Origin of the sequence: Modestobacter sp. Leaf380 (assembly GCF_001424485.1) — a bacterium.
Taxonomy (GTDB): Bacteria; Actinomycetota; Actinomycetes; order Mycobacteriales; family Geodermatophilaceae; genus Klenkia.
Genome location: NZ_LMQC01000024.1, coordinates 144,553 through 163,476, shown reverse-complemented (window position 1 = coordinate 163,476; position 18,924 = coordinate 144,553). Strand labels below are relative to the sequence as shown.

General features: G+C 74.5%; 19 protein-coding genes. 11 read left to right on the top strand and 8 right to left on the bottom strand.

Annotated features, from left to right (window positions below; all coding sequences use genetic code 11):
* Nucleotides 1-107: 107 nt before the first annotated feature.
* Complete coding sequence (locus ASG41_RS21940) at nt 108-1,070, bottom strand: nitronate monooxygenase family protein (RefSeq protein ID WP_056300719.1); 963 nt, start codon at nt 1,068-1,070, stop codon at nt 108-110.
* Between the two features lie 52 nt (nt 1,071-1,122).
* Here ASG41_RS21940 and ASG41_RS21935 point away from each other — a divergent pair, with 52 nt between their 5' ends.
* On the top strand, nt 1,123-1,758 hold the full coding sequence (locus tag ASG41_RS21935; protein WP_056300713.1) for a DUF1707 domain-containing protein: 636 nt from the start codon (nt 1,123-1,125) through the stop codon (nt 1,756-1,758).
* 61 nt (nt 1,759-1,819) lie between these two features.
* The gene (locus ASG41_RS21930; RefSeq protein WP_056300709.1) at nt 1,820-2,596 is read left to right on the top strand and encodes an alpha/beta fold hydrolase; all 777 of its coding nucleotides are present in this window, start codon (nt 1,820-1,822) and stop codon (nt 2,594-2,596) included.
* 72 nt (nt 2,597-2,668) lie between these two features.
* Here the strand turns inward: ASG41_RS21930 and ASG41_RS21925 are convergent, their stop codons facing one another.
* A complete protein-coding gene (locus ASG41_RS21925) occupies nt 2,669-2,863 on the bottom strand; it encodes a hypothetical protein (protein WP_056300706.1) in 195 nt (64 codons plus the stop codon).
* A gap of 93 nt (nt 2,864-2,956) precedes the next feature.
* Between ASG41_RS21925 and ASG41_RS21920 the strand changes: the two genes are divergently transcribed.
* A complete protein-coding gene (locus ASG41_RS21920) occupies nt 2,957-3,436 on the top strand; it encodes an SRPBCC family protein (protein ID WP_056300804.1) in 480 nt (159 codons plus the stop codon).
* 12 nt (nt 3,437-3,448) lie between these two features.
* Here the strand turns inward: ASG41_RS21920 and ASG41_RS21915 are convergent, their stop codons facing one another.
* Nucleotides 3,449-4,612 (bottom strand): NADH:flavin oxidoreductase/NADH oxidase, encoded by a 1,164-nt coding sequence (locus tag ASG41_RS21915; RefSeq protein ID WP_056300703.1) that lies wholly within the window; start codon nt 4,610-4,612, stop codon nt 3,449-3,451.
* Nucleotides 4,613-4,857: 245 nt separating this feature from the next.
* Here ASG41_RS21915 and ASG41_RS21910 point away from each other — a divergent pair, with 245 nt between their 5' ends.
* From ASG41_RS21910 to ASG41_RS21880, 7 genes are all read left to right on the top strand, one after another.
* Nucleotides 4,858-6,672: a phosphoenolpyruvate carboxykinase (GTP) gene (locus tag ASG41_RS21910; protein ID WP_056300699.1), complete on the top strand. Its 1,815-nt coding sequence runs from the start codon at nt 4,858-4,860 to the stop codon at nt 6,670-6,672.
* 120 nt (nt 6,673-6,792) lie between these two features.
* A complete protein-coding gene (locus ASG41_RS21905; RefSeq protein WP_157519651.1) occupies nt 6,793-7,293 on the top strand; it encodes a hypothetical protein in 501 nt (166 codons plus the stop codon).
* 98 nt (nt 7,294-7,391) lie between these two features.
* Nucleotides 7,392-8,606, top strand: a complete 1,215-nt coding sequence (locus tag ASG41_RS21900) for an MFS transporter (RefSeq protein WP_056300692.1) — start codon at nt 7,392-7,394, stop codon at nt 8,604-8,606.
* Between the two features lie 215 nt (nt 8,607-8,821).
* Nucleotides 8,822-9,406, top strand: a complete 585-nt coding sequence (locus ASG41_RS21895) for a cysteine dioxygenase family protein (RefSeq protein ID WP_056300689.1) — start codon at nt 8,822-8,824, stop codon at nt 9,404-9,406.
* A complete protein-coding gene (locus tag ASG41_RS21890; protein WP_235565002.1) occupies nt 9,403-9,825 on the top strand; it encodes a rhodanese-like domain-containing protein in 423 nt (140 codons plus the stop codon). The genes ASG41_RS21895 and ASG41_RS21890 overlap by 4 nt, the downstream gene beginning before the upstream one ends.
* 115 nt (nt 9,826-9,940) lie before the next feature.
* Nucleotides 9,941-10,609, top strand: a complete 669-nt coding sequence (locus ASG41_RS21885; RefSeq protein WP_082557224.1) for an acVLRF1 family peptidyl-tRNA hydrolase — start codon at nt 9,941-9,943, stop codon at nt 10,607-10,609.
* Between the two features lie 26 nt (nt 10,610-10,635).
* Entirely contained in the window at nt 10,636-11,292 is a 657-nt protein-coding gene (locus ASG41_RS21880) for a TetR/AcrR family transcriptional regulator (protein ID WP_056300684.1), read from the top strand.
* Between the two features lie 110 nt (nt 11,293-11,402).
* On the opposite strand, the gene ASG41_RS21875 is transcribed toward ASG41_RS21880, so the two are convergent.
* From ASG41_RS21875 to ASG41_RS21855, 5 genes are all read right to left on the bottom strand, one after another.
* Nucleotides 11,403-12,545 (bottom strand): thiolase family protein, encoded by a 1,143-nt coding sequence (locus tag ASG41_RS21875; protein WP_056300679.1) that lies wholly within the window; start codon nt 12,543-12,545, stop codon nt 11,403-11,405.
* 64 nt (nt 12,546-12,609) lie between these two features.
* Nucleotides 12,610-13,401: a helical backbone metal receptor gene (locus ASG41_RS21870; protein ID WP_056300675.1), complete on the bottom strand. Its 792-nt coding sequence runs from the start codon at nt 13,399-13,401 to the stop codon at nt 12,610-12,612.
* Nucleotides 13,398-13,901, bottom strand: a complete 504-nt coding sequence (locus tag ASG41_RS21865) for a MarR family winged helix-turn-helix transcriptional regulator (protein WP_056300672.1) — start codon at nt 13,899-13,901, stop codon at nt 13,398-13,400. Before ASG41_RS21865 ends, ASG41_RS21870 begins: the two co-directional genes overlap by 4 nt.
* Before the next feature lie 64 nt (nt 13,902-13,965).
* A complete protein-coding gene (icmF, locus tag ASG41_RS21860; RefSeq protein WP_056300669.1) occupies nt 13,966-17,196 on the bottom strand; it encodes a fused isobutyryl-CoA mutase/GTPase IcmF in 3,231 nt (1,076 codons plus the stop codon).
* Between the two features lie 74 nt (nt 17,197-17,270).
* Nucleotides 17,271-17,777, bottom strand: coding sequence for an FBP domain-containing protein (locus ASG41_RS21855; RefSeq protein ID WP_056300666.1), 507 nt, complete (start codon nt 17,775-17,777; stop codon nt 17,271-17,273).
* Between the two features lie 292 nt (nt 17,778-18,069).
* Here ASG41_RS21855 and ASG41_RS21850 point away from each other — a divergent pair, with 292 nt between their 5' ends.
* The gene (locus tag ASG41_RS21850) at nt 18,070-18,921 is read left to right on the top strand and encodes a 3-hydroxybutyryl-CoA dehydrogenase (protein WP_235565001.1); all 852 of its coding nucleotides are present in this window, start codon (nt 18,070-18,072) and stop codon (nt 18,919-18,921) included.
* Nucleotides 18,922-18,924 lie beyond the last annotated feature (3 nt).

Below are 18,924 nucleotides of genomic sequence, written 5' to 3'. Positions count from 1 at the left end.
CAACAGCGCCACCGAGAGCCGCCGACAGATCTCAGCCAAGACAGCAACCGCGTCGGTCAGCACACCGGGTCAGACGACCCCCGATGACGCCGCCCCCATCCTCACTGTCAGCGGGCCAGCTTCGCCGCGCGCTGCAGCGCGACCTCGGCGTCCGCGGCGAGCCGGCGGACGACGTCGGTCGCGGACCGCTCGTCGACCACCTGCCCGACCGCCTCGCCGGCGTAGACCGGTGCCGCGCTGAGGTCGCCGGTGGTCCGGGCGGTCCGCACGCGCTGCGCGGTCGCGGCGTCCCCGCGCAGCTCGTCCTCGCGGCCGTGCCAGGCCCGGGTGACGTCGTTGGCCAGCGCCCGGCCGGGGTAGCGGGAGGGCCAGTCCAGGCCCTGGGCGATGTCGAAGACGCTGGTCAGCACGGTGTCCTCGCCGCCCGCGGCGCGCACCCGGGCCCGGGTGGCGTCGGTGCCGGTGCCCTCCGGGGAGGCCAGTAGCGCGGTGCCGACCCAGGCGCCCGCGGCACCGGCGACCAGCACCGCGGCCAGTGCCGCGCCGGTCGCGATCCCGCCGGCGGCCAGCACCGGCCGGTCGGTGCTGGCCAGCACGTCCACCAGCAGCGGCAGGGTGGCCCGGTGGCCGGTGTGGCCGCCGGCCTCGGTGCCCTGCGCGACGAGCACGTCGGCGCCGGCGTCCACCGCCCGGTCGACGTCGGCCAGCGTGTGCACCGAGGTGGCGACGGCGATCCCGGCGTCGTGCAGCGGGCCGACGAAGGGGGAGGGGTCCCCGAAGGACACCGACACCATCGCGGGCTGCGCGGCGATCGCCGCGGCCAGCTGGTCGGGCCGGTCGGCCAGCACCCACGCCATCAGCCCGATCCCGAAGGACACGTCGGACTCCTCGGGCAGCCGGGCCTGCTCGGTGATCCAGTCCGCCGGGGTCGACGGGCCCACGCCGATCATCCCCAGCCCGCCCCCCAGGGACACCGCGCGGGCCAGCTCGCCGCCGGCCACCCCGGCCATCGGGGCGCCGAACACGGGGACGTCGAGGTCGAACCAACGGGTGAGCGGGGTGCGGATCACGGGTCCAGCGTGCCCCGCCGGACCGCGGCCCGCTGTCGCTAGGGTCGGGCGGGTGGACGGCAGCCGCGGTGTGCGCATCTCCGACGCCGACCGGGAGCGCGCCGCCCAGCGGCTCCAGACGGCGATGGCCGAGGGTCGGATCACCATGCTCGAGCTCGACGAGCGGCTGGGCGTGGTCTACGCCGCCCGGTACGCCGACGAGCTGGTCCCCCCGCTGGCCGACCTGCCCCCGGTGCCCGGTCCGCCCGGGGTGGTCGGCCCGCCCGTGCCGGCGTCGGCGTGGCACCCGCCCGTCGTCGCGCACCCGGGCGTCCCGGTCTCCGCGGACGCCCCTGTCGTGCTGCGCAGCGGGGTCGGGGACATCAAGCGCAAGGGCCGCTGGGCGGTCCCGCCCCGGCTGCGGGTGCACAGCACGATGGGCACCGTGGTGCTCGACTTCTGCGACACCGAGGTGCCGCACGCCGTCGTCGACATCGAGGTGCAGCTCGGTGCCGGGTCGGCCCGCATCCTGGTGCCCGACGGCGCCTCCGCCGACGTCGACGGGGTCAACGCCGGGATGGGCAGCGTGACCTGCAAGGTCTCCTCCCTGCCCCAGCCCGGGATGCCGCACTTCCGGGTGCACGGCAAGGCCGGCATGGGCTCGGTGACCGTCCGGAACCGCTACCGCTTCGGCGGCCACCGGTTCTGAGGGCCGTCGGCGACCTCGTCGACGGGCGCGTCCAGCGGTCCTGCGCGGGTAGGGGGCCCAGGTGACCACCCCGCTGCGCGCCGTCGACCGAGGGGGCGACGGGCTGCCCGTCGTCCTGCTGCCCGCCTTCCCGCTCGACCACCGCCTCTGGGACGACGTCGCCGCCCTGCTACCGGACACGCTGCGGCCGATCGCGGTCGACCTGCCCGGCCTGGGCTCACCGACGGCGGGGGAGCCCTCGCTGCACGTCGCCGTCGACGGGGTGCTCGCGCTGCTGGACTCCCTCGGGGTGGACCGTGCGGTCGTGGCCGGGCTGTCCACCGGTGGCTACGTCGCCGCGATGCTGGCCGGTCGGGCGCCGGACCGGGTGGCCGCGCTGGCGCTGTGCGACACCACCACCGAGGTCGGCCCGCCCGACGAGCCCGATGCCCGCCGGGAGACCGCCCGCCAGCTCGAGGGCGCGCTGGGCATCGGTGCCGTGCTGGACTCGGTCGCCGACGGCCTGGGGCCGCACGCCGGACCGGAGCTGGCGGGGCGGGTGCGGCAGATGGTCGAGTCCCGCGACCCCGCGGAGGTCGCGTGGGTGTGCCGGGCGCTGGCCGACCGGCCGGACACCACCGAGGCGCTGCGCGGGTACCCCGGGCCGGTGCTGCTGCTCGCCGGGGAGCACGACACCCCGACGCCACCGGCGGAGCGGCTGGCGCAGCTGCGGGCCGTCCGGCCCGACGCAGCCGTCGTGGTCGTGCCCGGGTCGGGCCACCTCACCGCGCTGGAGTCCCCGGCCGACGTCGCCGATGCGCTCACCGCGCTGGCCGGCCGGGTGGCCCCGCCCCGCTGAGGGGACGGGGCCGGTCGGCCCAGCCGGCCTCCGGCGTCCCCGTCTCCGTGCGCGGTCAGCGCGAGTGCACGGTCAGGGGGACTGCTCGGTGAGCTGCTCGTCGGGCTCGCCGGCCGGGTCGGCGTCGGCCAGCTCGTCGTCGCCGGCGGTCAGCTCGTCGTCCTCGGTGGAGGCCAGGTCGGCGCCCTGGCCCAGCGCGCCGGGGTCGGCCTGGGTGGTGCGGGGGTCGTGCAACGGGTCGGGGACGTCGGGATCGGTGACGGTCATGCCGGTGCCGTGCCCCGGCGGGCGTCGTCCGAACCGGTCCTCGACAGCGCGACCCGGCTGCGCCAGGCTCGCCGCTGGCGCGAGGAGGCCACGATGAGCGAGCCCGGCACGGTCACCACCGAGGACGACGGCGTGCGGGTGCGGGTCACCCGGCACTGGTCGCTGCCCCCCGAGCGGGTCTGGGCCGCCCTCACCGAGCCGGAGCCGCTGGCCCGCTGGATCGGGCGGTACGACGGCGAGCGCCGCGCCACTGGCAGCGGGACGTTCACCATGACCGCCGAGGACGGCGCGACCGGCGACCCGCTGACCGTGGTGGAGTGCGCCCGGCCCGAGCGGCTGGTGGTCCGCTGGGTGCAGCCGGGCGATGCCGGCTGGCAGGTCGAGCTCGACCTGACCGAGGCCGACGGCGGCACCGCGCTGGTGCTCGGGCAGCTGCTGCCGCCCGGCACCGACGGGACGGACGTCGCGCTGGGCTGGCAGTGGTACCTGACCCGGCTGGACGCGGTGCTCACCGGCGGCCCGCCGGCGCCCGGCTGGGACGACTTCCTCGCCGCCTCGTCCCGCCGGTCCTGACGCCGGGCGTGGTCAGGTGCGCGGCGGGGCGAGCTGGACCGGGTCGGGGCCGGTCCACGGGTCGATCGAGGTCAGCAGCCTGTCCCGGGAGGCCAGCCGCGGCCCGGACTGCACCGGCCAGGCGTCGTAGGAGCCGGTCAGCTCGCGGGCGGCGTGCAGCGGCCAGTTGGGGTCGTCCTGCGCGGCCCGGGCCAGTGCGACCAGGTCGGCCTGCCCGGTGGCCAGCACGGCCTCGGCCTGGGCCGGCTCGGTGAGCAGGCCGACCGCCATCGTGGGCAGCCCGCTGCCCGCCTTGACCGCGGCGGCCGCCGGCACCTGGTAGCCGTAGCCGATCGGGTGCGCCCAGCCCCCGCCGATGCCGCCACCGGAGGTGTCCACGGCGTCCACGCCGAGGGCGGCCAGCTCGCGGGCGAAGGCGACGGTCTCCTCCAGCGTCGTCCCGTCGGCCGCACCGTCGACGGCGGAGACCCGGACCAGCAGCGGCCTGTCCGCGGGCCACGCGGCGCGCACCGCGGCCACCACCTCCAGCGGGAACCGCATCCGGGCCGCCGGCGAGCCGCCGTAGGCGTCGGTGCGGGTGTTGGTCAGCGGGGAGAGGAACTGGTTGAGCAGGTAGCCGTGCGCGGCGTGCACCTCGACGACGTCGAAGCCGGCCCGCTCCGCCCGCCGGGTGGCGGCCACCCAGTCCGCGACGAGGGCGGCCAGCTCGTCGGTGCCCAGCGCGTGCGGCTGCGGCCAGCCCTCGCCCAGCGGGACGTCGCTCGCCGACACCGTCGGCCAGGGGTCCTCACCGGGCCGGGCGGTGTCCGGGGTGACCGGGCCCTCGCCGTCCCAGGGGCGGTGGGTGGAGGCCTTGCCGCCGGCGTGCGCCAGCTGGACCCCGGCGACGGTGCCCTGGGAGTGCAGGAAGGAGACCACCCGGGCCAGTCCCTCGACCTGGCCGTCGTCCCAGAGGCCGACGTCGCCGTGGCTGATCCGGCCGTCGCGGGTGACCGCGGTGGCCTCCACCAGGACGGTGCCGAAGCCGCCGAGGGCGAACCGGCCCAGGTGGGCCAGGTGGTAGTCGCCGACGACGCCCTCGGTGACGGAGTACTGGCACATCGGGGCGACCACGAGCCGGTTGGGCAGGGTCACACCGCGCAGGGTGAGGGGGGTGAAGAGAGCGGGAGGGGTCACGTCCGGGGTCAACCCGGTGGTCCCAGAGGTGCTTCCCGGCCCGTCCAGGGGCGAGAGACGTCGCAGACGTCTACCCCCCTGGACAAGACGTCTTGTACGTCTCGTCACTGACCCTGCCGCAGGCCCCTCCCCAGCGCTAGCCTTCCGAGATCGCGCTGCCGGGGAGCCCTCCCGGACGGCGTCCGAGGTACCGCACCAGCGCCGGTGTGACAGCCGCACCGGCGTCCACGAGTTTGGAGACGCCTGTGACGTCCGTGGCCACCCCCGGTCTGGAGAACGCCCCCACCACCCACGCACGACTGCTCGCCTGGGTGGCGGAGACGGCCGAGCTGACGACTCCGGACCGAGTGGTGTGGGTGGACGGCAGCGACGAGGAGTGGACCCGGCTCACCGAGCAGCTGGAGGCCGCCGGCACCTTCACCCGGCTGGCGGCCAAGCCGAACTCCTTCCTGGCCCAGTCCGACCCCAGCGACGTCGCCCGGGTCGAGGACCGCACCTACATCTGCTCGGTCGACGAGGCCGACGCCGGTCCCACCAACAACTGGATGGAACCGGCCGAGATGAAGGCCGTCATGACCGAGCTGTACCGCGGGTGCATGCGCGGCCGGACGATGTACGTCATCCCCTTCTGCATGGGCCCGATCGAGGCCGAGTCGCCGATGTTCGGCGTCGAGCTGACCGACTCCGAGTACGTCGTGGTCTCCATGCGGGTCATGGCCCGGATCGGCAGCGCCGCCCTGGAGGCCATGGGCACCGACCGGCCCTTCGTGCCCGCGCTGCACTCCCTGGGTGCCCCGCTGGCCGAGGGCCAGGCCGACGTCCCGTGGCCCTGCAGCGACACCAAGTACATCGTGCAGTTCCCCGAGGAGCGGACCATCTGGTCCTACGGCTCGGGTTACGGCGGCAACGCCCTGCTGGGCAAGAAGTGCTACTCGCTGCGCATCGCCTCGGTGATGGCCCGCGACGAGGGCTGGCTGGCCGAGCACATGCTGATCCTCAAGCTGACCAACCCCGAGGGCGCGGTGCACTACATCGCCGCCGCGTTCCCCAGCGCCTGTGGCAAGACCAACCTGGCGATGCTCGAGCCCACCATCCCGGGCTGGGAGGTCGAGACCCTCGGCGACGACATCGCCTGGATGCGCTTCGGTGAGGACGGCCGGCTCTACGCCCTCAACCCCGAGTTCGGCCTCTTCGGCGTCGCGCCCGGCACCGGCTGGGACACCAACCCCAACGCCATGCGCACCATCGAGCAGGGCAACTCGGTCTTCACCAACGTCGCCCTCACCGACGACGGCGACGTCTGGTGGGAGGGCATGACCGAGGAGCCCCCGGCCCACCTGCGGGACTGGAAGGGCCGGGACTGGACGCCGGAGTCCACCGAGCCCAGCAGCCACCCCAACAGCCGGTTCTGCACCCCGATCACCCAGTGCCCCATCCTGGCGCCGGAGTGGGACGACCCGAAGGGCGTGCCGATCTCGGCCATCCTCTTCGGCGGTCGCCGCAAGACCACGATCCCGCTGGTCAGCCAGGCGCGGGACTGGAACCACGGCGTCTTCATGGGGGCCACGCTGTCCTCGGAGACCACCGCCGCGGCCACCGGTGCGGTCGGCGTCATCCGCCGCGACCCCTTCGCGATGCTGCCCTTCATCGGCTACAACGCCGGTGACTACTTCAACCACTGGGTCGAGACCGGCAAGTCCGCCGACGCCGCCAAGCTGCCCTCGGTCTTCTACGTCAACTGGTTCCGCCGGGACGCCGACGGCGGCTTCCTGTGGCCGGGCTTCGGGGAGAACTCGCGGGTGCTCAAGTGGGTCGTCGAGCGCCTGGAGGGCACCGCGGCCGCCGTCGAGACCCCGGTCGGCCACGTGCCCACCGCCGAGTCGCTCGACGTCTCGGGCCTGGGCATGACCGCCGACCAGGTCGAGGCCGCGCTCGCCGTGCGCACCGAGGAGTGGCGCGAGGAGATCCCGCAGATCACCGAGTGGTTCGAGCGCTTCGGCGACAAGCTCCCCACCACCATGTGGGACGAGCTGGAGATCCTCAAGAGCCGCCTCGCCTGAGCGAGGTCCGGAGGACAGCGTCGTCCTCCCGTGGGGCCCCGCCGCACCGTCAGCGTCGACGGTGCGGCGGGGCCCGCGCGCGTCCCGGGCGGTGACCCCGCGCCGGGTTAGCGTCGGGGCATGAGGCACGTGCTGGGACTGCTGCTCGGGATCGTGCTCACCGTCGTCGGGGCGAGCCTGGTGGCCGTGGGTGCCGGCCGGGCCGCGCAGCTCGTCGGGGCCCTCGCCGCCGACACCGGCGAGCGGACCGCCCCCCTGCTCCTCGTGATGGCCGGCGGCCTCCTGCTCGGCCTCGTCGCCGCGCTGCGCCGGCTGTCCCCGGTGGTGCCGCTCGTCGGTGGGTTGCTGCTGCTGGCCGTGGGCGTCCTCGACTGGGTCGACCCCGCATCGACCCGACGGGTGGTCGACGTCCTGTCCTTCGAGCGGGTGCCCGACGGGGCGGACCTGCTCATCGCCGGCGGGGTGCCGCTGGCCGTGGGCGCGCTGCTCGTCGTCCTCGCGTTGGTCCCGCAGGGTCGCCGCCGGCCGCGCCGGGAGAAGGGCGACGACGGCCGGGACGACGACGGCTTCACCGCCGTCCCCACCTCGACGCCGCAGGCCTGGTCCCCGCCGCAGGGCTGACCCCGTCCGGGCCCTCCTGCGAGCCCGGGGCGGACCCGGCGGTTAGCGTCGGGGCCGCACCGTCCGCGACCCACCGTCTCGCCGGAGGCCCTCCCCTCGTGCCCAACCCGTACCTGCACGTGCTGCGCACGCCGCACGCGCTGCCGATGGTGGCCTCGGCCTTCGTCGGGCGGCTGCCGCTGTCGATGATCGGCCTGGGCAGCGTGCTGCTGGTGCAGGACTACACCGGCTCCTACGCCCTGGGCGGTGGCGTGGCCGCCGCGGGGGCGGTGGCCACGGCGGTCAGCGGCCCGGTGCTGGGCCGGCTGGCCGACACCCTGGGCCAGCGGCGGGTGCTGCTGCCGGTGCTGCTGGCCTTCGTGCTGGCCGGGTTCGTGTTCCTGTTCTCCGTGCGGGAGGGCTGGCCGCTGTGGGTGGTCTTCGCCTCGGCCGCGGTCGCCGGCGCCTGCATCCCCCCGGTCGGCTCGATGATCCGGGTGCGGTGGACCCACCTGCTGCGCGGCACACCCCGGCTGCCCACGGCGCTGGCGATGGAGTCGGTGGTCGACGAGTTCGTCTTCATCGTCGGCCCGGTGCTGGTCACCTTCCTGTCCACCACGGGTCACACCACCTCCGGCGTCGTCACCGCCTTCAGCCTGGCCGTGGTGGGCAGCCTGGCCTTCGCCGCACAGGGCCGCACCGAGCCGCCGGCGCACGGGTTCGCCAGCCGGCAGGGCCCCTCCGCGATGCGGACGGCGGGCCTGCGGGTGCTCTTCGTCGTCGGCCTGGCCGTCGGGACGGTGCTGGGCAGCCTGGAGATCGCGCTGGTGGCCTTCGCCGACGAGGTCGGCGCCAAGTCGCTGTCCGGGGTGCTGATCGCGGCGCTGGCGCTGGGGTCGATGGCCTCGGGCATCGGCTGGGGCACCATGCGGTTCCGCGCCCCGGTGCGGCGTCGCCTGCTCGTGGTCCTCGTCGGGTTCGTCCTGCTCAGCCTGCCGCTGGTGGTCGTGACCGACCTGTGGCTGCTGGTGCCCTTCGTGCTGCTGGCCGGGGTGGCGGTCTCGCCGTCGCTGATCAGCGCCTTCACCCTCGCCGAGGTGCTGGTGCCACGGATCTGCGTCACCGAGGCCTTCACCTGGATCGGCACCGCCCTGGCCCTCGGCGTCGCGGTGGGTGCCTCGGCAGCCGGCAAGGTGGTCGACGTGTCCGGGGCGAACCACTCGTTCCTGGTCTCGACAGTCGCCGCGGCCGTGGCCGCGGTGGCCGTCGGTGTGTTCCAGCGGCTGCTCGTCGTCCCCGCCGAGCACACCGGGGAACCGGCGCTCGCACGCTAAGTACACCAATCCGATCGGGATTGTTGACGGGGGGCCGGGCCGAGTGGTCTGATCTCCCGGTGACGTACTCGCTCGAGCTGCACCGGAGGTCCGCCGTGGACCTGCTCCGTGTCGCCAGCGCGCTGTGTCCGGGTCGCTGACTCCACCTCCAGCCCCCGCACCAGCCACCCGCCGCCGCACTCCTGCCGGCCGCGCCACGTCCTGAGGAAGTCACCGTGACCAGCACCGTCCTGCCCAGCTCGCCCGTGTCCGCCCGCCCCCGCTCGGCCTCGGCCGCCGGCCAGGTCGCCGAGGCCACCCGGCCCGCCGGCGCCGCAGCCCTCGCCGTCGCCCTCGCCGTCCGCACCGACCTGTGGGCGCACCTCGTGGAGTTCCGCGAGGAGAGCCGGTGGACCCACCTGCTCCCCACCGCCGACCTGGCCCCGGCCCTGGACCCCTCGCTGCACCAGGAGCTGGAGGAGGCCCAGGTCTGGCTGCTGTCCTGGCTGCCCGGCCAGGGCACCCCGCTGCACGACCACGGCGCCTCCTCCGGGGCCTTCGCGGTGGCCCGCGGCACGCTCACCGAGCGGGTCGTCGCCGCCCGCAGCGGCCGCGCGCCGCACCAGAGCACCGCGGACCTCGCCGCCGGCCGGGTCCGCTTCTTCGGCCCGCACTACGTGCACCAGGTGGTCAACACCCTGCACGAGCCCGCGGTCAGCGTGCACGTCTACGCGCCCCGGCTGAGCCTGATGAACACCTACCGGATCGACCCCACCGGCCTGGTCCGGATCGGCACCGAGAAGGCCGGGGTGGACTGGTGACCTCGCTGCTGCAGCGCCCCGCCGGCGCCGTCTCCGTCGACGACCTGCTCGACGCCGCCCGGTCCCGGATCGCCCGGGTCACCCCCCAGGAGGCCGCCCGTCGCTGGGCCGCCGGTGCGTACCTCGTCGACATCCGGCCGGCCGCCCAGCGCGCCCGCGAGGGCTGGGTCCCCGGCTCCCGCGTCGTCGAGCGCAACGTCCTGGAGTGGCGCTTCGACCCGGCCAGCGACGCCCGGCTGCCCGAGGCCACCGGCTACGACGTCGACGTCCTGGTGCTGTGCTCGGAGGGCTACACCTCCAGCCTGGCCGCCGACGCGCTGCGCTCGCTCGGCCTGGCCAGCGCCACCGACGTCATCGGCGGCTTCGTCGCCTGGGTCGCCGCCGGACTGCCCCACGAGATGGGCACCGAGGGCGTCTGAGACGTCGGCCCCGGCTCGGCCGCACAGACCCACGGCCGGCCGGCGCGTCCGCCCGACGGAGGGGCGTCCGCACCGGCCGGCCGTGTCACGTCCGGCCGCGTGGTCTGATCACCGGGTGAGCCGCAGCCGCCCCGCCGCCGGCGGTGGCCGTGTCATCGCGGTCCCGGCCGAGCGCCTGGGTCGCTGGCTGGACGGGGTCGCCGACCGGCACGGCGCCTTCACCGACGTCGCCGTCGCTGCCGACGGCGCGGTCACCGTCACCTGCGCCGACACCACGACCGCCGTCGTCCGGCTGCCGTTCGGGTGGGAACCGGGACCCGCGCCGATGACCGCGCTCGCCGTCGCCGCCCGCCGGCCGGCCCGGGTCGGGGTGCTCCTGGTCCGCCGGGGCCGCTGGGCGGTCGGCGTCTTCGACGGGGACGACCTCGTCGTCTCCAAGGTCGACGCACGCCAGGTGCAGGGCCGCACGGCGGCCGGCGGCTGGTCCCAGCAGCGCTTCGCCCGCCGCCGAGGCAACCAGACCGACGCCGTCGTCGACCACGCCGTGGAGACCGCCGTCCGGGTGCTGCTGCCGCACGCCAGCACCCTCGCCGCGCTGGCGACCGGGGGCGACAAGGGCCTGGTGGCCGAGGTCCTCACCGACCCCCGCCTCGCGCCGCTGGCCGCCCTGCCGCAGACCGCACCGTTGGACGTGGGGGAGCCGACGAAGGCGGTGCTGGTGGACACCCCGGCGCAGTTCCGCGCCGTGCAGGTGCACCTGGTCGAGCCCGGCGACCGCTCCTGAGGCTGTGTGACACCTAGGGTCGGGGCATGAGCGACGACCAGTCCAGCGCCATCGGCCGGCGCCGCGCCGCGGCCAGGGGCGAGGGACGGATCGCCTACGCCGAGCGGCGCCAGGAGATCGTCGAGGCGGCCGCGCGCCTGTTCAAGACCCACGGCTTCCGGGGCACCAGCATCGGCCAGATCGCCGACGCGATGGGCACCGACCGGGCCACGCTGTACTACTACGTGGGCAGCAAGGAAGAGCTGTTCGACGAGGTGGTCAGCGACGTCGTCCGGGCGAACCTGACCCGCGCCGAGGAGATCCGGGACGGGGCCGGCGACGCCCCGGACAAGCTGGACCGGCTGGTCGTGGCGATGATGGACAGCTACGAGGCCAGCTACCCGTTCCTGTACGTCTACATCCAGGAGAACCTCAGCCACGTCGGTGAGCGGCGGGCCGAGTGGTCCCGGGAGATGCGCGCCCTCAACCGGGCCTACGAGGACTGCGTCGTCGCGATCATCACCGCGGGCATCGAGGAGGGCACGATCCGCCCCGTCGCCGAGCCCTGGGTGCTGGCCTACGGCCTGATCGGGATGGTCAGCTGGACCAACCGGTGGTTCAACCCGGTGAAGTCCGAGGTCGACGCCGCCACCATCGGCCGGGCCTACGCCACGATCCTGCTGGACGGCCTGCGCGCCCGCTGACGGCCCTCCCCGCGTGGATCAGGGTCCCTGATCAGAGTCCGTCCTCCCCCACGAGATGTGGTGAGGGAGGACGGAGTCGGATCAGGGACCCTGATCCACGCTCAGGTGGGTCAGAGGAGCTCGAGGATGGTGGCGTTGGCCTGGCCGCCGCCCTCGCACATCGTCTGCAGGCCGTAGCGGATCCCGTTGTCGCGCATGTGGTGCAGCATCGTGGTCATGATGCGGGCGCCGGAGCCGCCCAGCGGGTGACCCAGGGCGATCGCGCCGCCGACGGGGTTGAGGACCTTGTCGTCGGCGCCGATCTCGGCCAGCCAGGCCAGCGGCACGGACGCGAAGGCCTCGTTGACCTCGAAGACGCCGATCTCGTCCAGGCGCAGGCCCGAGCGCTCGAGCACCTTCTTGGTGGCCGGGATGGGGGCGGTCAGCATGATCACCGGGTCGTCGCCGGCCAGCGCCACGCTGTGCACGCGAGCGATCGGGGTGAGCCCGAGCTGGGAGGCCTTCTCACCCGTCATCATCAGCAGCGCGGCCGAGCCGTCGGAGATCTGGCTGGCGTTGCCGGCGCTGACCACCCCGTCGGCCTGGAACGGGGTCTTCAGCCCGGCGAGGGCCTCGACGGTGCCGCCGCGGCGGATGCCCTCGTCGTGGGACACCAGCCCGCCGTCGGTCTGGATCGGGGCGATCTGGTCGGCGAAGGCGCCGTCGTCCTGGGCCTGGGCGGCGCGCTCGTGCGAGCGCAGCGCGAACTCGTCGAGCTGGGTGCGGGACAGGCCCCAGCGGGCGGCGATCATCTCCGCGCCCACGCCCTGGTTGGGGGAGACGCCGTCGTAGCGCTCCATGAACCGCGGGCCCATCGGGTCCTGGCCGTTGCGCGAGGAGCCCATCGGCACCCGGGACATCGACTCGACGCCACCGGCGACGACGACGTCGTAGTGCCCGGCGACGAGCCCGGCGGCGGCGAAGTGCACGGCCTGCTGGGAGGAGCCGCACTGGCGGTCGATCGTGGTGCCGGGCACCGACTCGGGCCAGCCCGCGGCGAGGACGGCGTTGCGGGCGATGTCGAAGGTCTGCTCACCGGACTGCGAGACGCAGCCCCAGATGACGTCGTCGACCAGCGCGGGGTCCAGCCCGGCCCGGGAGGCCAGGTTCTCCAGCACGTGGGCGGACAGGTCGGTCGGGTGGACGCCGGACAGGCCCCCGTTCCGCTTGCCGACCGGGGTGCGCACGGCCTCGACGATGACTGCGTCGCGCATGGCGACTCCTCTCGGTGGGCGTCGGCGGCGGTGCCGACGCGGGGACTGCCCCGACCGGGGACGGTCAGGGCTGACTGTACTGCTCGGCGGGCCGCCCGTCAGCGGTCGTGGCGTCCCGGACCGCGGCCTCCAGCTCCGCGCGGGCGGTCGCCAGCGAGGGGCCGTACCAGGTGAGGGCCCGGCCGCTGACCAGTGCGGTCGCCCGGTCGGGGAAGGCCTCGGGTCCGTCGTCGGCGGTGAAGACGTAGGGCTCGTCGGGCAGCAGCACCAGCCGGGCCGCGACGTCGTCGGGCTCGGCCTTGGGGTACCGCTCGGTGGTGACGGCGTTGGTCAGGCCGAGGCGGGCCAGCACGTCCCCGGTGAAGGTGCGCGCCCCGACCCACATCCACGGGTCCCGCCAGACCGGGACGGCGACCGGGGTCGGGGGCAGCGCCCCGGGCCGGTCCCACACGGCGCGAGCGGTGGCCAGCCAGTCGGGCAGCCCCACGTCCAGGACCTTCAGGAACAGCCGCTCCATCGAGGTCAGCGCTTGGTTCAGGGTCTCGATCGCGGTCACCCAGACCGGGACGCCGGCCGACCGCAGCCGTTCGACGTCCAGCTGGCGGTTCTCCTCCTGGTTGGCGACGACGAGGTCCGGGGCCAGTGCGGTGATCGCCGCGCGGTCCGGGTTCTTGGTGCCCCGCACCCGGGTGACGGCGAGGTCGGCGGGGTGGGTGCACCAGTCGGTGGCGCCGACCAGCCGCTCGGGCACGGTGAGGGCCAGCGCCTCGGTCAGCGAGGGGACCAGCGAGACGATGCGCCGAGGGGGCCGCGGGAGGACCACCGGCGTGCCGAGGTCGTCGTCCAGCGTCCTCATCCGAGGTCCCCGGCGTCCGCCCGGAGCTCGCGGACGACGTCCACCAGGGTGCGGACCGACTCCGGGGACAGGCCCGGGCGGCGGAACACCCCGGCGTTGAGCTCGTCGGTGGCCTTGGCGGCGACCGACCGGCCCTGCTCGGTGATCTCGACCAGCACGGCCCGGCCGTCGTCCGGGCTGGGCCTGCGTTGCACGAACCCGGCGGTCTCCAGCCGGGTCGCGGCGTTGGTGACCGAGGCCGGGTGCACCTGCAGCAGCGCCCCGGCCCGGGCCATCGGCAGGGCGCCGCTGCGGGTGAAGGACAGCAGCTGCAGCAGCTCGTAGCGGGCGAAGGACAGCCCCAGCGGCCGCAGCACCTCCTCCACCCGGGCCAGCACGATCGCCTGGGCGCGCATGATGGAGGTGACCGCGAGCATGCCGTCGGCGGCGTCGTCCCAGCCGTGCGCCCGCCACTGCCGGCCCGCCTCGGCGATGGGGTCGACCGCCCCCGGCCGAGGCATGGGATCTCCCGCATACGGCCCAGGGCCGCGGCCGTATGCGGGGGATCCCATGCCGGGGCGGCGGCTAGACATTGCGGCGGTACTGGCCGCCGACCTCGAAGAAGGCGTCGCTGATCTGGCCCAGCGAGCAGCTGCGCACCGCGGTCATCAGGGCCTCGAAGACGTTGCCGCCGTGCATCGCCGCCTCCTGCAGCGCGGCGATGGCGGCGGGGGACTCGTCGGCGTGCCGGGCGTGGAAGTCGGCCAGCCGGTCCAGCTGGCCCTGCTTCTCGGCCTCGGTGGCGCGGGCGAGCTCCACGGTCACCGGCTCCTGCTCCCCGGCGTGCGGGTCCAGGAACGTGTTGACGCCGACGATGGGCAGCGAGCCGTCGTGCTTGCGGTGCTCGTAGAGCATCGACTCGTCCTGGATCCTGCCGCGCTGGTAGCCGGTCTCCATGGCGCCCAGCACGCCGCCGCGCTCGGCGATCCGGTCGAACTCGGCCAGCACGGCCTCCTCGACCAGGTCGGTCAGCTCGTCGACGACGAAGGAGCCCTGCAGCGGGTTCTCGTTCATCGCCAGGCCCCACTCCCGGTCGATGATCATCTGGATCGCCAGCGCGCGGCGGACCGAGTGCGACGAGGGTGTGGTGACGGCCTCGTCGTAGGCGTTGGTGTGCAGGGAGTTGGCGTTGTCGTAGATGGCGCACAGCGCCTGCAGCGACGTCCGGATGTCGTTGAAGTCCATCTCCTGCGCGTGCAGGGACCGGCCCGACGTCTGCACGTGGTACTTCAGCTGCTGGGAGCGGGCCGAGGCGCCGTAGCGCTCCTTCATCGCCACGGCCCAGATCCGGCGGGCCACCCGGCCGATGACGGTGTACTCGGCGTCCATGCCGTTGGAGAAGAAGAAGCTCAGGTTGGGTGCGAAGTCGTCGATCGACATGCCGCGCGCCAGGTAGGCCTCGACGTAGGTGAACCCGTTGGCCAGGGTGAACGCCAGCTGGCTGATGGGGTTCGCCCCGGCCTCGGCGATGTGGTAGCCGGAGATGGAGACGGAGTAGAAGTTCCGCACCCGCTCCGCGATGAACCACTCCTGGATGTCGGCCATGCAGCGCAGCGCGAACTCGGTGGAGAAGATGCAGGTGTTCTGGCCCTGGTCCTCCTTGAGGATGTCGGCCTGCACGGTGCCGCGGACGTTGGCCAGCACCCACGCGCGGACCTCGGCGGCCTCCTCGGCGGAGGGCTCCCGGTCGTGCTCGGCGCGGAAGGCGGCCAGCCGCTGGTCGGTCGCGGTGTTCAGGAACATCGCCAGGATCGCCGGGGCGGGGCCGTTGATGGTCATGGACACCGACGTCGTCGGCGAGCACAGGTCGAAGCCGTCGTAGAGCACGGCCATGTCGTCGACGGTGGCGATGGAGACGCCGGACGTGCCGACCTTGCCGTAGACGTCCGGGCGCGGGTCGGGGTCGCGGCCGTACAGGGTCACCGAGTCGAACGCGGTGGACAGTCGGGTCGCGGGCTGGCCCTCGCTCAGCAGCTGGAAGCGCCGGTTGGTCCGGAAGGCGTCGCCCTCACCGGCGAACATCCGGGCCGGGGCCTCGCCCTGGCGCTTGAACGGGAAGACCCCCGCGGTGAAGGGGAAGCGGCCGGGCACGTTCTCCCGGCGCAGCCAGCCGACCAGCTGGGCGTGGTCCTCGGTGCGCGGCAGGGAGACCCGGCGGACCCGGTTGCCCGACAGCGTCTCCTTGGTCAGCGGGACGCGGAGCTCCTTGCCGCGGACGGTGTAGACGTACTCCTCCCCGGAGTAGTCCTCGACCAGCTGCGGCCACTCCTCCAGCAGGTCCCGCACCGCGGGCAGCAGCTCGCCCTCGACCGCAGTCGCCTTCGCGGCGGCGGCCTGCGACGCCTCGCCGTCCAGCAGCTCCGCGGCGGTGGTCAGGTGCTGCCGGCGGCGGACCAGCTCGGCCTGCTCGGCCGTCGTCCGGTGGTACCCACGAACGGCGTCGGCGACGTCGGCGAGGTACCGCGCCCGCGACGAGGGCACCACGCTGGTCAGCCCGGACGACGCCCGGACGTCGACCCGTGGCAGCACGCCGGAGCCGACCGGGAGCCCCTTGTCGGCCAACAGCGTCGTCAGCTCCTGGTAGAGCGCGGTCACGCCGTCGTCGTTGAACCGGGCGGCGCTGGTGCCGAAGACCGGCATGGTCTCCCAGCTCTGGCCGAAGGCCTCCCGGTTGCGGACCATCTGCCGGGCGACGTCGCGGCGGGCGTCCTCGGCGCCGCGGCGCTCGAACTTGTTGATCGCCACGACGTCGGCGAAGTCGAGCATGTCGATCTTCTCCAGCTGCGAGGCGGCGCCGAACTCCGGCGTCATCACGTACAGCGAGACGTCGCTGTAGGGCAGGATCGCCGCGTCGCCCTGGCCGATGCCCGGGGTCTCCACGACCACCAGGTCGTAGCCGGCGGCCGCCACCGCGGCGATCGCGTGGTCCAGGTGCTCGGGGACCTGGGCGCCGGCGGTGCGGGTGGCCAGCGAGCGGAAGAACGTCGAGTTCCGGTCCCCGGTCTCCAGGGCGTTCATCCGGATCCGGTCGCCCAGCAGCGCGCCGCCACCGCGCCGACGGGAGGGGTCCACCGCCAGGACGGCGATCCGCAGCTTGTCCTCCTGGTCCAGCCGCAACCGGCGCAACAGCTCGTCGGTGAGCGAGGACTTCCCCGAGCCGCCGGTGCCGGTGATGCCCAGGACGGGCACCGTCCGCCGGGCGGCCTCCGCGGTGACCCGCGCGGCGAGCTCGGGGGAGCGCCCGGCCTCCAGCACGGTGATGGCCCGGGCCAGCGCGGCCGGGTCGCCGGTGAGCAGCGCCTCGACGTCGGGGCCCTCGGCGGCCAGGTCGACGTCGCAGGCCTCGATGAGGGTGTTGATCATCCCGGGCAGGCCGAGCTTCTGGCCGTCCTCCGGGGCGAAGATCCGGACGCCGCGGGAGCGCAGCAGCGCGATCTCCTCGGGCACGATGACGCCGCCGCCCCCGCCGAAGACCTGCACGTGGCCGGCGCCGTGCCGCTCCAGTTCCTCGCGGAGGTAGCTGAAGTACTCGACGTGCCCGCCCTGGTAGGAGCTCAGCGCGATGCCCTGTGCGTCCTCCTCCACCGCCGCCCGGACGACGCTGGCCACGCTCCGGTCGTGCCCGAGGTGCACGACCTCGGCGCCCTGGGCCTGCAGCAGCCGGCGCATCACGTTGATCGCGGCGTCGTGCCCGTCGAACAGGCTGGCCGCGGTGACGAAGCGGACGGGGTTCTGGGGCACGTGCAGATCGGCCATGGGGCCCTCCGGCGCTGGAGTACGTGGACGTCCAAGCAACCTACGCGCCAGGTGCTTGGACGTCCAAGTGACGCTCAGGCGGTGGCGGCCACCAGCCGGACGAACGCCGCCGACCGCTCACGCAGCCCGGCGACCCGCTCGGCCACGCCGATCAGGTCGGCGGCCACCGTCGCCGGGTCGGGGTCCCGCCGCGGCGGTGTCCAGCGGGCGTGCGCCGAGCAGTCGAACTGCTCGCAGACCAGCGTCCCGACGGTGTTGCCGGCCTTGCCCGACGCGCCGCCCCGGCGGGCGGCCACGAGGACGGCCTCGGTCGTGCGCACGTCCTGGCACCACGTGCACATCGCGCCGCGGCGGGTCCGGCCGCGCTCGGCGGCCGGGGTGCGGAACCGGACGCCGGTGGGGATGCCGTCCAGCTCCAGGACGACGTACGCCAGGAGCGGCGCCTTGCGGTCGGACCAGCCCAAGAGGTCCAGGTCGGCCCAGGGGACGGCGTCGAGGTCGGGCAGCGTGGCCGTGGCGGCCTCGCGGCGGGAGGCGTTGACGAAGGACGCGCGGATCTGCTTCTCGGTGAGGGGGTGCACAGCTGACTCCGGTGCGGGAGGAGGGGTGGGTGGTCGCTGAGCCCGCCCGGGGCACGCGGCCGCACCGGCTCCCGCGGGAGTCGTCGGTGGTGCGGTCAGCGGCGCCGGACGCGGGTCCGGCTCGAGGTCGTGGAGGCCATCGCGGCCACCTCGCTCCCCGCGGGACCCGCCCGCACGCACGTCGCCGTCCACCGTGGACGGCCGCCGAGCACCCTACGACGCCACCAGGTCCGGTGCACGCAGGTTCGCGGGGCGTGGCACCGTGGGCGGCACACGTCGAGCAGGAGGCACAGTGCAGCGGATCGCGGTCATCGGTGGCGGGACGATGGGGGCCGGCATCGCCGAGGTCAGCGCCCGGGCCGGGTGCGACGTCGTCGTGGTGGAGGCCGACCCGGCGGGTGTCGAGCGGTTCCGCGCGCGGCTGGAGAAGTCGCTGCAGCGTGCGGCCACCTCGGGGCGGATCAGCCAGTCCGACGCGGACGCCGCGTTCGCCCGGGTCGACGTCGCCACGGAGCTGGAGGCCACCGCGCAGTCCGAGCTGGTCATCGAGGCCGCACCGGAGATCGAGTCGCTGAAGCTGGACCTGTTCCGCAAGCTCGACGACATCCTGCCGCCGGACGCGCTGCTGGCCTCGAACACGTCCTCCATCCCGCTGGTGAAGATGGCCAGCGTCACCAAGCGCCCGGACAAGGTCGTCGGGGTGCACTTCTTCAACCCCGCGCCGGTGCTGCCGCTGGTGGAGATCGTCGCCAGCCTGCTGACCAGCGACGAGACGCTGGCGACGGTGACGACCTTCGCCGAGGACCAGCTGGGCAAGACCACGATCCGGTCCAAGGACCGCGCCGGGTTCATCGTCAACGCCCTGCTGATCCCCTACGTGCTGTCCGCGATCCGGATGATGGAGTCCGGGTTCGCCTCGGCCGAGGACATCGACGCCGGCATGGTGCAGGGCTGCGCCCACCCGCAGGGCCCACTCGCGCTGGCCGACCTGATCGGCCTGGACACCACGGCCGCCGTCGCGCAGTCGATGTACGAGGAGTTCAAGGAGCCGCTGTTCGCGCCGCCGCCGCTGCTGCTGCGCATGGTCGACGCCGGCCTGCTCGGCCGGAAGACCGGTCGGGGCTTCTTCCCCTACGCGAGGTAGGGC